We start from the raw sequence: 14,405 nt of genomic DNA on the forward strand, positions 1-14,405 counted from the left end.
AGGGGTTTACGCAATGCGTATCATTCTGCTTGGCGCTCCAGGCGCTGGTAAGGGCACTCAAGCTCAATTTATTATGGAAAAGTTTGGGATCCCTCAAATTTCAACAGGTGACATGCTACGTGCAGCTGTTAAGTCAGGGAGCGAACTTGGTTTGCAAGCTAAAGAATTAATGGATAACGGTAAATTAGTGACTGACGAATTGGTTATCGCATTAGTTAAAGAGCGTATCAAACAAGATGATTGCCGTAATGGGTTCTTGTTAGATGGGTTCCCTCGCACAATTCCGCAAGCGGATGCCATGAAAGAAGCGGGTATTACCGTTGATAACGTCCTTGAATTTGATGTACCAGACGAAATCATCGTTGAGCGCATCATTGGCCGTCGTGTACATGCACCATCTGGTCGTGTTTACCACATCAACTTTAATCCACCGAAAGTGGAAGGTAAAGACGATGTAACCGGTGAAGAATTAACGATACGTAAAGATGACCAAGAAGATACCGTACGTAAACGTTTAGTTGAGTACCATGCATTAACGGCTCCTTTAATTGCTTATTATCAAAATGAAGCAAAACAAGGTAATACGAAGTACTTCAAATTGGATGGTACACGTAAAGTTTCTGAAGTTAGTGAAGAATTAGCAAAAATTTTAGGTTAATATTGGCACTCCTTATGCTTCTTGTTACTGTATAACAGTAACTTGCATTATTAAGGGTGTAAGCCAAGTATAAGGCAGCGAGATCGCTGCCTTTATTGTTATACCACTTGGTGATAAAAATAGTTATTTAACTATGTTAATGTTGGGAATGATTATCAATTAGGAGTTGTTTCATGTCAGAAAAAAAATACGGCATTTTATTGGCTAACCTAGGAACACCTGATGCCCCAACAACCTCAGCAGTTAGACGCTATTTAGCAGAATTTCTTAGTGATACTCGCGTTATTGATGTACCTCGTCTAATTTGGAAACCTATTCTATATGGTGCAATTTTGCCTATTCGGTCGTCGAAAGTCGCGAAATTATATCAATCTATTTGGTTAGAAGACGGCTCCCCATTATTGGTTTACTCTTTACGCCAAAAGCAAAAATTAGCCGCTTTGTTGCCTAATATTCCAGTAGATATAGGGATGAGCTACGGTTCACCATCAATTAAAACTGCGATTGATAACCTGATGGAGCAAGGGGTTACTGATTTAGTGGTCTTACCTTTATATCCACAATATTCATGTACCACAACTGCTGCGGTTTATGATGCAGTTACAAGGGCATTTCAAGGTCGACGTACTATTCCGTCAGTTCAATTTATTCGGAGTTATGCCACTCATCCTGCGTACATTAAAGCACTGGTAACTTCTATTGAAGCTAGTTTTGCCAAGCACGGTGAACCAGATAGGCTGGTATTGTCTTTCCACGGCATTCCTAAGCGTTATTGTGATACAGGTGATATCTATCAGCAAGAATGTGAAAAAACCGCTCAGGCATTGCGTGAAGCCTTAAATTATCCAAGTGATAACGTGTTACTCACTTACCAGTCACGTTTTGGACGAGAGCCTTGGCTCATGCCCTACATGGATAAAACAATGCATGAATTACCCAGCCAAGGTGTAAAATCAGTTCAGGTTATTTGTCCTGGGTTTTCAGTTGATTGTTTGGAAACATTAGAAGAGATAAGCGAACAAAATAAAGAGTTCTTTATTAGCAGTGGTGGTCATAAATATAATTACATATCGGCTTTAAATGATAATCAAGATAGTATTAGCATGATTAATTTAATAATTGAAGATGCATTAAAGTAGTCAATGCATACAATTAATACAAAAAAGTTAGCTTATCGATATATCAAAAATTCGATTATAGACTATAATAACTTATCTGAAATTAAAAACGATTAAACAAATTTTATGTCTTTTGGAATTAATATGAGCAATGAGCAACCGCCACGAGGCAATAATATAGAGCAGAAACCAAATACTGCTCCTCAGTTTCATTTACAGCAGAATGATGAAATTGACCTCATGGCATTATTTTCGATTTTATTAAAGCATAAGCTCTTAATTATTATTTTTACTGCTTTCTGTATTGTGTTGAGCGCGGGGATTGTCAGCTTTTTACCCCAAAAATGGAGTAGTACAGCAATTGTTATTCCTCCTACATCTGAAAACATCCAAGAAGTAAACAAATTAAAAGCGCAATTAGACGCACTAGAAATCCCTATTGATTTAAGTGCTCAGCGCATTTTTAGCGTGTTTGTTGATCAGTTTCGTTCAAAAGTTAACCAGAGCGAATATGTAAAAAGTACACGGTATTTTCAGCAGTTAGCGCAAAATATCGAACCGAAAGATGATGTTGCTAGTCAACAACGGTTAGTGAATCAAATCATTACCAACGATATCCAAATTCAAGACCAATCGAAAGAAAAAAACAGTACCTCCAATGACATTGTTTTAAAGTTTACGGCGTCTTTACCTATCGAAGCACAAGACTTACTTGAGGGGTATATTCGCTATAGTGCATCAAAAGTGAGGCAGCAAATTAAAGTTGAGATAGATAACACTGTTTCTCAGCGGTTGATCTTTGCTAGCGAATCACTGAAACGCGAAGTCAGTAAAATCCAAACGGAATATGATGTTAAAGTTGAACGCTTAAAGCGAGCTGTTGACATCGCGAAAGCTGCTGGGATAGAAAAACCGATTGCGAGTGATTCTGTAACGATCAACGATGACCCTGACTACCCAATTGCGCTTGGTACAGAAGCCTTAGAAAAGAAATTACTCATTGAGACACAAAACCGTGATTTAGCTTTAATGAGCGAAACCTTGCAGAACCGTCAAATTTATATTGATGAACTTAATGCGTTAACGAGCAAGGAGTTAGACTTTGCACCCGTGATGTTTATTTTGACACCGGATTTCCCACTACAAAAAGATTCACCTAAATCATCGCTTATTGTGGCATTGAGCGCAGTTCTCGGCTTTATATTGAGCTGTTCATTTGTATTGAGTCGCCAGTTATATCGTGATTATAAACAGCAAAATGTGTAATTATTCAGCTAGATGATAGTAATCAAGCCAGCACTTTCTTTTGAGGTGCTGGCTTAGCTTTATCGTGTTAGAATAGGGAGATGTTCCATTTTTAATCTCCTAATTATGAAATTCCCCGGTCAGCGTAAGTCAAAACATTACTTCCCTGTTAGTCTCAGAGATCCGCTTTTACAGCCCCTAAAAGAAACGTTGGCTGATGAAGAAAACTGTAAATCCTATATTGTTGGTATCGACCAAACTTTGGTCGACATCGAAGCAAAAGTGGATGATGAGTTTATTCAACGCTATCAATTAAGCAAAGGGCACTCACTGGTTATAGAAGATGCTATTGCTGAGGCGTTATATAAAGAATTAACAGATAACGCATTGATTACACATGAATTTGCGGGTGGTACGATTGGTAATACATTGCATAATTATTCTGTCTTAGCGGATGATCGCTCTGTCCTGTTAGGCACAATGTGTAACAATATCCAAATTGGCAGTTATGCTTATCGTTATTTATGTCATACCTCTAGCCGTATGGATTTAAATTTCTTGCAAGGTGTTGATGGCCCTATTGGGCGTTGTTTCACGCTAATTACTGAAAATGGTGAGCGGACGTTTGCTATTAGCCCTGGCCATATGAACCGCTTACAGCCTAGTAGTATCCCTGAAGATATTATTGCAGGGGCTTCTGCATTAGTATTAACGGCCTATTTAGTACGTTGTAAGCCAGGTGAGACCATGCCTGAAGCGACGATGCAAGCCATTACATATGCGAAAAAACATAATGTGCCAGTGGTATTAACTTTGGGGACTAAATTCGTTATTGCTCAGGACCCACAGTTTTGGCGTGATTTTCTCGCCGAACATATTTCAGTAGTCGCGATGAACGAAGATGAAGCACAAGAACTAACCGGTTTAAGTGACCCTCTATTAGCCTCGAATATGGCTTTAGATTGGGTTGATTTAGTGCTTTGTACCGCTGGGCCGTCAGGGTTGTATATGGCTGGGTACACAGAAGAAAGCTATAAACGTACAACACAGCACCCATTGTTACCAGGGGCGATTGCAGAGTTTAATTTGTATGAGTTTAGTCGTGCAATGCGCCAGCAAGATTGCCAAGTACCATTACGGATTTTTTCTCATATTGAACCTTATATGGGGGGGCCGGAAAAAATAATGAATACGAATGGTGCAGGAGACGGCGCATTATCTGCATTACTCCATGATATCACAGCAAATTCTTATCACCGTTCAAACGTCCCAAACTCCAGTAAACATGAACGCCAATACTTAACATATTCATCTTTAGCTCAAGTGTGTAAGTATGCTAATCGTGTTAGTTATCAAGTGTTAACACAGCATTCACCACGGTTAACTCGCGGGTTACCTGAAAAAGAAGATAGTTTGGAAGAATCCTACTGGGATCGCTAAGTTAAAAATGATATTCAATATTTATATTATTGAAGTATGTTAAGTTAATTGACCCCAATATAAATATTGGGGTTTTTTATATCAATATATAACATCTATATATTAATTGATTAATATATTAATTAATTAGTAACAAATTATGAGATAAATTGTGAATAATGATGACAAGAAATAAATCATGGGGCATTAACTAAATGTAGTTAATGGATGAATTTTGGCATTTAAAAGCGACGAATAAATAAAAGCTGCATCCTACTTTATGGGTATAGACATTTCAAATGCAGCTAATCTCTAATAATAATTATATAAACATAACTAATGTGAATTATTTTTATTTAGTGGTAGCAAGTTGGTGCTCTACCTCCACCTTTTCAGATTCTTTTGCATCTTCCTCTTCATAGCGCATAGCTTGAGGGACTGATATTTTGATTGCAATAAATACGGCTAAGGCCCCACCGACCAATTTACCAAGTAAAATGGGGAGAACAAGCGTGGGTTGGAAATTTGCGGTAAAGGCTAAGTGATCACCAATTGTAGCCTGTGCACAAACACCGAATGCAACACATAATACTTTATCTCTTGCACGCATATCTTTGAATAAGTGATAAGTTGCAATGATGTTTGCCATTACCATAATAAAACCTAACGAACCGGTATCACTCAATTTTAAACGGTTACTTAATGCGCGAACTAATGGTTTACAGTAACGTTGGAACAGGTAACAAATTGGGAATGTCCCTGCCAGCATGATACCAATATAACCTGCAATTTCGATTGCACGGAATAGCTCATTTTGATCTGCAAACAGTGGGTCAAAGCCCCATGCACCGAAGACTTTACTAAATACGCCAGTAAAATGCTCAACAATAGAGAATGCTAAGACTAATTTCACAAATGCATCCATAATCTTACCGAAAATTAAAAAACCGGTAACCATTAGCATTGGGCGATATTTTAACCCAGCTGCGAGTAAGAAACAGAATACAAACAGTGGCATCAAGTATTGCAACATCGTGAAGAAGTCTAAGGTTAATTGATGCGCTGCGGGTGAGTTAGTCGAAATAATGTCTCTAACTGGAATATTATTGAATGTAATTAACAACAGGGATGCCAGTACGCCAAAGGGGATCGAGATCAGACCTGCCATCGCACCCAGTGCTAGATATTTATGATCTTTACGATTTAACATGGTTAAACCAACAGGGATCAAATAAACAATGGTGGCACCAGAGGTATAGCCGATCAACATGGCCGTGATCCACATATCGCGGTTTGTTGTGAGTGCATCAGCTAATTGATAGCCACCCATATCGACTGCAATAATTGACAATGCAGCAATTGAAACATCTGACCCTACAGATGAAAAAACAGGGCCAAGCACATAGGATATTAACTGTGATAGTAACGGTACGGCTGCCATAATCCCTGCTTGTGCAAGGAAAACGGGACCAATAGAGAATATACCATTAACAAACTCTTTTCCGAGGTCACTTGTTGGTCTAACAATAGATGCGACTGCGCCTATAATCGCACCGCACATGATTAAATAGATAATGTAATTTCCGAATTCAGCCATGGTAGGGTCCTTTTATTATTTTAGTGTCTTAATTGGCGAGAACGGGCAATGATGTCGCGATACTGTTCCATCACGCCTTGCATGTTGGTTCCATCTGGGCGTGTTATGGTTGCATTGCGTCTAACTGCCATTTCGTGAGTGATACCTAGGCCTTTACGAGCCAATAAGGCTGCGCCTAATGCTGTTACTTCACGGTTTGCTGGTGCTTCAATATTTTTTTGTAATAAATTGGCTAAAAACTGCTTAAAGTATTGATTTGAAGATAACCCTCCATCGACTGAAATTGACTGACCTAAAGGTGAAACTTGCTCCATTGCAAAAATAACTTCCGCTGAACGAGCTGCTATTCCTTCAAGAACGGACTGCATTATGTCTTTTTTATCGGTATCTAGAGAAAGCCCCGCCCATAACCCCGCGGCACTCCGATCCCAGTAAGGGCAGCCTAAGCCAGATAATGCAGGTACGAATGCAAGGCCGCGTTTAATTGCTGGTTCAGTTCTAAAATCGGTGAGTTCATCGAATGAGTCGAAAAGGCCAATTTTACGCGCCCAATTAATGGCTGATGCTGCGTTATATACCCCTCCATCTAATCCGAAAACGGCAGGTGTACCCGGAAATTTCCAGCACAAGGTTGGTAATAATCCACTTTCGTGAGTTTTAGGAATATCAGCCCCTGTCAGTGCTTGTAAAAAAGCGCCTGTACCGAAAGTAATTTTTGCATCCCCTTTTTCACGGCAGCCATGACCGTATGTGCCGGCAAACTGGTCAACAATGATTGCCGTGACAGGGGTTAAATGCCCATCGAGGTTGATGGCACCAAAATCACCAATATTGTCTTTAATAGGTGGCAAACAATGAATAGGCACACCAAAAATGTCACATAGTTGTTGATCCCACTCTAAAGTGTGAATATTGAGTAGTGAGGTTCGTGATGCGGAATTATAGTCAGTGACAAATACACCACATAAACGGTCGAGGAAAAAAGCATCCATTGTGCCTATCCGTAGCTGGTTTTTATCCGCTAGCGTTTTCGCTCCCACCACATTCTCAATAATCCATCCCATTTTGCTGGCGGAAAAATAAGGGTCTAGCGGCAAACCTGATTTAGATTGCACTAGTGGTTCCAAGCCTGCTTCTTTCAGCCGTGAAATGGTTTTTTCAGTGCGTAAATCTTGCCAAACGATCGCATTGTATAAAGGGCGCTTACTTTGAGCATCCCATGCGACAATACTTTCACCTTGATGACAAAGACCAATCGCATCAACAACCTCGCAGCTATTTAAGCATTTAATAATATTTGCCAAGATTTCCTCAGGGTCATGTTCTACCCAACCACTGTTCAACGTGATTTGTTTATGAGGAATGCTCATTGGGGAGTGATAATGGCCGCCTTCTTCAAAGACAACGACCCGGGTTCCCGTTGTTCCCTGATCGATAGCCGCATAACGTTGATTGAGCATCGCAATATTCCCAGTGTTGTAAATGTTGTAAATTAGTCTGTTTTTTTGCTTACTATCGTTTAATCGGAAATAAAATCCACAAAAAACTCACAATAAGTTTCACTAATGTGATAAAACTCACAATATTGTAACAATGTGAATAATATTTTTGTTAATGTTGTGGTTTGTGTTGTTTTATTTGTTGTGGTTGTGGGAATTATGTGGTTTTATGTGTGCAAGTTAGAAATTAAGGATCTCAGCCATGGATATTAATAATAAAAAAATTTGGGATGTCATTGTCATCGGCGGTGGTGTCATTGGCTGTGCTGTGACACGTAAATTTACACTAATGGGTGCCAAAACACTGCTGTTAGAGCGTGGTGGAGACATTCTTTCGGGAGCAAGTAAGGCAAATAGTGCACTATTACATACGGGTTTTGACGCCACACCAGGGAGTCTGGAACTTGAATGTATGCAAGATGGGTATCGTGAATTCATTGAAATCAGAGAAAAAATGAATTTACCGTTACTCGAAACCGGAGCATTAGTTGTTGCATGGAATGAAGAGCAATTGAGTAAACTCCCTGCGATTGTTGAGCAAGCACACACTAACAATGTATTAGATGTGGCAATCATCAATAAAGAGGAGTTATATCGCCGAGAACCACATTTGGCTCAGGGCGCGCTGGCTGCGGTTCATGTCCCCGGTGAAGCGGTTATCGACCCTTGGAGTACGCCACTGTCTTATTTAACTCAAGCAGTGAAACATGGTGCTGAATATCGTTTTCATTGTGAAGTAAAAAACGGTTCGCTAAACAATGGGGTGTGGGATTTAACCACATCAAAAGGTGAGTTTTCTGCTCGTTTGGTAATTAATTGTGCTGGTATTAACGGTGATATTGTGGAGTCGATCTGCCACCCATCACCATTCCAAATAAAACCACGCAAAGGGCAGTTTTTGGTTTATGACAAAGCCGCCGCTGCCGATATTAATGCGATCATTTTACCAGTGCCAACCGCAATAACTAAAGGCGTACTATTATCAAAAACTATTTTTGGTAACTTATTATTAGGCCCAACAGCAGAAGAACAGGATGACCGTTGGAAAGCGGAAGTGAAACAAGAAGTGCTAGAGGGTTTAATCTCCCAAGGCTCTCAGATGTTACCTTCATTACATAATTATAGTGTAACGGCAACTTATGCGGGACTGCGCCCTGCAACAGAAGAAAAACATTATCGTATAAATGATTATCCTGAAAAACACTGGATATGCGCAGGCGGGATCCGCTCAACGGGGTTAACCTCTGCTTTAGGTGTTGCTAACTACTTGGCAAAACTATACCAACAACACTTTACGCCATTATTTGAGCTTTCTCCTCCAGAAACGCTAATTTGGCCAACAATGCCAATGATATCCGAATATCACCAACGGGATTATCAGTGTAAAAGTAATGGTGGCATCGTATGTCACTGTGAGCTTGTTACGCAGCGAGAAATTGAAGCTGCGTTTGACTCCGATATTCCGCCTGAATGCTTAGGGGCATTGCGACGTAGAACGCGCGTGATGATGGGGCGTTGTAATGGGTTTTATTGTAGCAGTCAGGTAGCAGAAATAATCAATGGCCGGTTTGACCATACATTAGCAGTGGAGGCAGTAAAATGAGTTTGAATTATGATGTGGTTATCATAGGCTCAGGGCCTGCTGGGGTTGCTGCTGCGTATTCGTTGCGCCGTCGCGGTATTCAACGTGTTGCTATCATTGAACGTGAAGCTGATGCTGGCGGGGTTCCGCGTCATTGTCAGCACCCAACGTTTGGGGTACTTGCCTTTAAGCGCCCAATGAAAGGGAACCAGTTTGCTAAAAAGATTGTAGCTCAACTGGGAGACACTCCTATCTTTACCCGTAGTACGGTGACTCAGCTTCACCCTAATGGGCATTTAACCATTTCTACTCCTGATGGGCTTGTAGAGGCGCAAGCAAAACGTGTTTTAATTGCAACAGGAGTGCGGGAGACACCAAGGCATCCACGCTTGGTATCAGGGTTGCGTCCCCAAGGTATTATCACTGCGGGTGCATTACAGCAATTTGTGTATCTTAATGGTAAAAAACCGTGTCGTAACCCAGTTATTGTGGGGAGCGAACTGGTAAGCTTTTCTGCTTTATGGACACTAAAAAATGCAGGCGTTAAAGCGCAGGCTATGATTGAAAGTGGTGATCGCATTTTGGCCTTTAAGCCAGCCACATTATTTGCCAAAGCAATGGGAACGCCAGTGTTTCTTAATAGCCAAATTACTGAAATTGGTGGATTAGAGCGTGTAGAGTATGTGGTAGTTGAAAGTGCCGGTAAAACTCACAAAATTATGTGTGATTCGGTCATTTTTACTGGGCAATTTGTTGGGGAAAATACATTAATTCGCAAAAGCCACCTTGATTATGATGCGGCGACAGGCAAACCTGTAACGGACCAACGGGGTCGTTGCTCTGATACGAGCTACTATGCTGCTGGTAATATGTTACACCCTGCAGATATGGGTGATCAGTGTTACCAAGAGGGGCTTTGGGTAGGTGAACAGATTGCAGATGACCTACTGGCGAATCATCACCAACAGCAACTAAAAGAGACTCAACGGCTCCCAGTGCATCTGGATGATAAAATTTGCTTTAGTGTGCCTGCTTGCATTGATATTAATGATAATTCAATAAATAAAATTAATTTTAATATTAAAGTCGAGCACGCGGTGAATGGCACTATTAAGGTTATGGCTGGCAGTACATTATTATATGAAAAGCACCATCGAGGTTTGCCAACTAGGCGTATTTTGCTGAAAAATATCGATTTAACAAAAATACAACGAGATGCTACTGAAATTAGTATCGCTGTTGTATAGTGCTAGAAATGTAAATGGTCAAGAAGGGTTAAACTATGTGTGAGGGGCGTTCCTCAAAAGTACGTCATCAAACCATCATTGAGTTACTTTCTACTCAGGGTCAGGTGTATGTACAAGAGCTCGCAAAGCATTTTAATGTCGCGCAAGAAACTATCCGTCGAGATCTGAGTAAGCTCGAAACTCAAAAATTACTTAAGAAAATTCATGGTGGCGCAGTTAATATTCAGTCAAAGTTTGAACGTAATTTTACTGAAAGGGCTCAAGCCGCGGTTGATGAAAAAAAAGCGATTGCAGCGAAAGCGGCTGAATTTATTAAACCGGGTGATACGTTGTTTATCGATTTTGGTACAACAACATTTGAATTTAGCCAGCGAGTAAAGCTAATTGATAACCTAACAATAATTACTAACTCACCGCTATTAGCGAATATATTGCAGGAAAACCCAACAATTGAAACTATTTTAATTGGTGGGCAATTTAATGCAGCGCAAAATGCCTGCTTAGGGGCTATTGCGCTAAAGAATATTGCTGAATTTTTTGCTGATTATGCGGTTATAGGTGCAGGGGCTATTCATTCATTACATGGGGTTATGGATCAACATGTTGATGAGGCTGCTATTGCGCAAAAAATGATGGAAAATAGTGACAAATTAATGGTATTAGCGGACGGCACAAAAGCCAATAAGCATGCCATTAATTTTGTTACAGGTTGGGATAATATTGATTATTTAGTGACAACCAGCAAAGACTTTAAATTACCTGAAAATAAAAAACGACCAAAAACAAAGATTATTATTGCAGAGCTTGAATAAGCTGTAGTTTTAAAAATTAAATTTTAGTTCTCCCTATGGAAAATAATGAATTATTTTTTATAGGGTTGCTTTATCCAAAATACGTTATTGCCAACACTAGGAATTATTATGAGCCTTTATTTTATTGCTTGCCCTTACTCAGACCCTGATAGCAATGTTGTGGAAATGCGCTTTCAGGAGTGTACAAAATTTGCCGCTGAACTCGCCCTTCAAGGGATTGCAACTTATAGCCAGATCACAATGACTCATCCAATAAATCAATTTCTTGCAACACAAGGACAAAAAGTGGCTTGGTCTTCCATCGATATGGAATTCTTGAAACGTTGTGATGGGTTAATTGTATTGACGTTACCCGGCTGGGAAAAGAGTGGTGGTGTTGCGGCAGAAATTCAATTTTTTAAAGATAAAGGCTTGCCTGTTTGGACTGGCGACGAGTTTAAGGCTCAAATGGAAAAATAATTTCCAGCCATAAAATAAATCGGTCCATAACCTATTGTTGTTATGGACTTTTTATTTATGCCAATTATTTAATAATATTCGTACTGATATTTGAACGTTTCAATTAAAGTATCAGGTAGATTACTACGTGAATTCGTTAACTTTTCTGTTAGGCAGTTACCAAATTTATCAGTTTCTAAACACTCAATAGTGGTGGAGACTTCCTCATTATTGAGTTTGATTTTACGTATTTCTTGTTTAAAAAAACCGTGAGTGTCATAACTAAACTGGCGGATATCTTGCCCTGAATTACCGACCATTGAGACAAGTTTTCCTTGGTCATCATAGGAATATTGGTAAAATACCTCGACTCCTTCAGTAAAGCCCTTTGTGGAATCTATTTTGCCATTTTTGTACGTGGTACTGACTGTATAGTCATTACCTGCTTGGTCATGGGTTTTGACTGTGGATATTTTCCCGGATGGGTCTTGCTCAAAGGTGAACTTACCTTCGATACTCTGTATTGGCTGGCCGAATGAAATAATATTTACCATTTCATAGGTTGGATTTTTTTGGATGGTTCTCTTTAGTGATGAGTTTAGTTCTTTGTCTAAAAACCATTTTGACTCACTTTGATAGCTTTCTAAAGCACCACAAGTTGAAAACTGCATTTGTAGCGTTTTTGTATCTAGAGGCGAGCCTGTGGGAGTTGATGCATAGCTTACTGACTTTATTGATTTAATAGGGCCATAGACTATCTTTTGAGTCATTAAATGCAAGTTTTCACGATGTGTGTTTCGTAACTCATCACGACAGTCATCTACTGCATAAGCCGATGAAATAAATAATGACAATAAGCAAAGCAGGTGGTTTTTTTTCATTTATTATTTTCCTGAATTTTAACGAGTAGGAAATAATATAGAAGGTGTAATCAAAAAGTTTGTGTAAAAAAGCCGTAACTCGAGTTACGGCTTTAAAGGGGGAATAAGGCTCTAGTGGCTAGGTTTTAGGTATTCCGCTAAATTCTTGCCTTCACCTTTTTTATCGTTGTCACCATCAATAAAATCATCGACAGAACAGCCAAATTCCTCTACATCGTGGCACATGAGTGTCGCCATTGATTTGGCAATTTCATGTTCACCAATAATGATATGGTCAGCACCGCGTTCTTTGATAAAGCTGACTTCGTCATCATAGTGAGCACGAACAATCACAGTAATGTTAGGGTTCATTTCTTTAGCTGTTGCCACAATTTCACCTGCTTCATAACCATTAGGAATGGTTAGCAGTAACGTTTTGGCACATTCGATGCGGGCAAGGCTAATAATGTCTTTATTCGCGCCATTACCTAAAATCGCACTAAAGCCATTTTCGGCCAGCTCTTCAAACCTTGCTCGAGTATCTTCAACGACAACAACAGGGATTTCTTTTCTACGTAGCTTGTCTGCTAGCATACCGCCTACACGCCCATAACCGACAATGATGGCATGGCCACAAATATCGACAGGCACTTGAGTTTCTTCTTCCAGCGTTTCTTCCAGAAGTTGTTCTTCAATGGTTTCGGTACTTTCGAGGTATTTATCTAATAAAGTAAATAACACAGGGTTAAGCATAATAGAGACAATTGCCCCTGCTAACACAAGGTTCTGCGCGTCTTTATCCATGACACCGAGTGTTAAGCCCATACCTGCTAAGATAAATGCAAACTCACCGATTTGTGCAAGGCTAACTGATATGGTTAAGGCGGTTCGCCGTGAATGGCCAAACATCCTGACTAGTGCTAATGCCGCCGCAGATTTACCAATGATAATAATGGCGAGTACACCAAGAATGCCTAAAGGTTGTTCAATAAGTACGACTGGGTCAAATAGCATCCCGACGGAGACAAAGAACAGAACAGCAAATGCATCACGTAATGGTAAGGTATCCTGTGCTGCGCGGTGGCTCAATTCTGATTCGTTTAATACCATCCCAGCAAAGAAAGCACCAAGAGCGAATGAAGCGTCGAAAATCGCGACTGCTGCGTAGGCAATACCTAATGCTAGCGCAAGTACTGCAAGGGTAAATAGTTCACGAGACCCCGTAGAAGCGGTGCGCGATAAAATCCATGGAATGACCTTTCTGCCAATCACTATCATAATGAAGATGAATAGAACAACTTTCCCGATAGTCCAAGCTAGGCCTAATGCTAATTCACTAAAGCTTGCGTCATCGGTATTCATGATGGCAGCGGCTGCGGGGAGTAGGACCAAGGTTAATACCATGGCTAAGTCTTCCACAATCAGCCAGCCAATCGCAATTTGCCCACGTTGACTTTCAATCAGTTGCCGTTCTTCTAATGCACGAAGTAATACCACAGTACTGGCGGTCGAAAGACAAAGACCAAAAACAATACCCGTAAAGATCCCCCAGCCGAACAATAGGGATAACCCAAGACCAAGTAAGGTGGCTACTGCGATTTGTGCAATTGCCCCAGGAATGGCGATGGATTTAACGGCGAGTAAATCTTTCAGTGAAAAATGTAGGCCAACCCCAAACATCAGTAAAATAACACCGATTTCAGCTAACTCGGGTGCAAGAGCCGCATCCGCAACAAACCCTGGCGTAAATGGGCCTGCGAGAACACCTGCTGCAAGGTAACCAACTAAAGGGGAGATTTTTAATCGCTGTGCGATCATACCTAACACATATGCAAGGGCGAGACCACCAACAATGGTTGTGATTAAGGGCGTTGAATGCTCCATTTAGTCTCCTCTGATTAGTATAAATAATAATAGGTGGGTACATGCC

At 40.3% G+C, this 14,405-nt stretch carries 12 protein-coding genes; 8 read left to right on the forward strand and 4 right to left on the reverse strand.

From position 1 onward, the window contains the following. Nucleotides 1-13 precede the first annotated feature (13 nt). The 4 genes from adk to ABE954_RS05850 all read left to right on the forward strand — a co-directional run bounded on the left by adk (nucleotide 14) and on the right by ABE954_RS05850 (nucleotide 4,461). A complete protein-coding gene (gene adk, locus ABE954_RS05835) occupies nucleotides 14-658 on the forward strand; it encodes an adenylate kinase (RefSeq protein ID WP_004913624.1) in 645 nt (214 codons plus the stop codon). Between the two features lie 173 nt (nucleotides 659-831). Continuing rightward, a complete protein-coding gene (hemH, locus tag ABE954_RS05840) occupies nucleotides 832-1,797 on the forward strand; it encodes a ferrochelatase (RefSeq protein WP_071548528.1) in 966 nt (321 codons plus the stop codon). A 123-nt stretch (nucleotides 1,798-1,920) separates the two neighbouring features. Next, the gene (wzz(fepE), locus tag ABE954_RS05845; RefSeq protein WP_371025797.1) at nucleotides 1,921-3,042 is read left to right on the forward strand and encodes an LPS O-antigen length regulator Wzz(fepE); all 1,122 of its coding nucleotides are present in this window, start codon (nucleotides 1,921-1,923) and stop codon (nucleotides 3,040-3,042) included. Between the two features lie 105 nt (nucleotides 3,043-3,147). Next, nucleotides 3,148-4,461 (forward strand): inosine/guanosine kinase, encoded by a 1,314-nt coding sequence (locus tag ABE954_RS05850; RefSeq protein WP_048608064.1) that lies wholly within the window; start codon nucleotides 3,148-3,150, stop codon nucleotides 4,459-4,461. Nucleotides 4,462-4,792: 331 nt separating this feature from the next. On the opposite strand, the gene eutH is transcribed toward ABE954_RS05850, so the two are convergent. Both eutH and ABE954_RS05860 read right to left on the reverse strand, forming a co-directional pair. Beyond that, nucleotides 4,793-6,037 (reverse strand): ethanolamine utilization protein EutH, encoded by a 1,245-nt coding sequence (gene eutH / locus ABE954_RS05855; protein WP_042848141.1) that lies wholly within the window; start codon nucleotides 6,035-6,037, stop codon nucleotides 4,793-4,795. Between the two features lie 20 nt (nucleotides 6,038-6,057). Continuing rightward, on the reverse strand, nucleotides 6,058-7,497 hold the full coding sequence (locus tag ABE954_RS05860) for an FGGY family carbohydrate kinase (protein ID WP_371025798.1): 1,440 nt from the start codon (nucleotides 7,495-7,497) through the stop codon (nucleotides 6,058-6,060). Nucleotides 7,498-7,738: 241 nt separating this feature from the next. Here ABE954_RS05860 and ABE954_RS05865 point away from each other — a divergent pair, with 241 nt between their 5' ends. The 4 genes from ABE954_RS05865 (at nucleotide 7,739) to ABE954_RS05880 (ending at nucleotide 11,636) form a co-directional block, all read left to right on the forward strand. After that, a complete protein-coding gene (locus ABE954_RS05865; protein WP_206227457.1) occupies nucleotides 7,739-9,139 on the forward strand; it encodes an NAD(P)/FAD-dependent oxidoreductase in 1,401 nt (466 codons plus the stop codon). Next, entirely contained in the window at nucleotides 9,136-10,365 is a 1,230-nt protein-coding gene (locus tag ABE954_RS05870; RefSeq protein ID WP_042848135.1) for an NAD(P)/FAD-dependent oxidoreductase, read from the forward strand. The genes ABE954_RS05865 and ABE954_RS05870 overlap by 4 nt, the downstream gene beginning before the upstream one ends. A gap of 35 nt (nucleotides 10,366-10,400) precedes the next feature. Then, nucleotides 10,401-11,177: a DeoR/GlpR family DNA-binding transcription regulator gene (locus ABE954_RS05875; RefSeq protein ID WP_042848132.1), complete on the forward strand. Its 777-nt coding sequence runs from the start codon at nucleotides 10,401-10,403 to the stop codon at nucleotides 11,175-11,177. A 108-nt stretch (nucleotides 11,178-11,285) separates the two neighbouring features. Beyond that, entirely contained in the window at nucleotides 11,286-11,636 is a 351-nt protein-coding gene (locus tag ABE954_RS05880; RefSeq protein WP_042848131.1) for a DUF1937 family protein, read from the forward strand. A 68-nt stretch (nucleotides 11,637-11,704) separates the two neighbouring features. On the opposite strand, the gene ABE954_RS05885 is transcribed toward ABE954_RS05880, so the two are convergent. Continuing rightward, nucleotides 11,705-12,496, reverse strand: a complete 792-nt coding sequence (locus tag ABE954_RS05885; protein ID WP_131680958.1) for a hypothetical protein — start codon at nucleotides 12,494-12,496, stop codon at nucleotides 11,705-11,707. Nucleotides 12,497-12,607: 111 nt separating this feature from the next. Further along, nucleotides 12,608-14,359: a YbaL family putative K(+) efflux transporter gene (gene ybaL, locus ABE954_RS05890; protein ID WP_042848129.1), complete on the reverse strand. Its 1,752-nt coding sequence runs from the start codon at nucleotides 14,357-14,359 to the stop codon at nucleotides 12,608-12,610. Nucleotides 14,360-14,405 lie beyond the last annotated feature (46 nt).

Origin of the sequence: Providencia sp. TYF-12, from assembly GCF_041344805.1 — a bacterium.
Lineage (GTDB): Bacteria > Pseudomonadota > Gammaproteobacteria > Enterobacterales > Enterobacteriaceae > Providencia > Providencia huashanensis.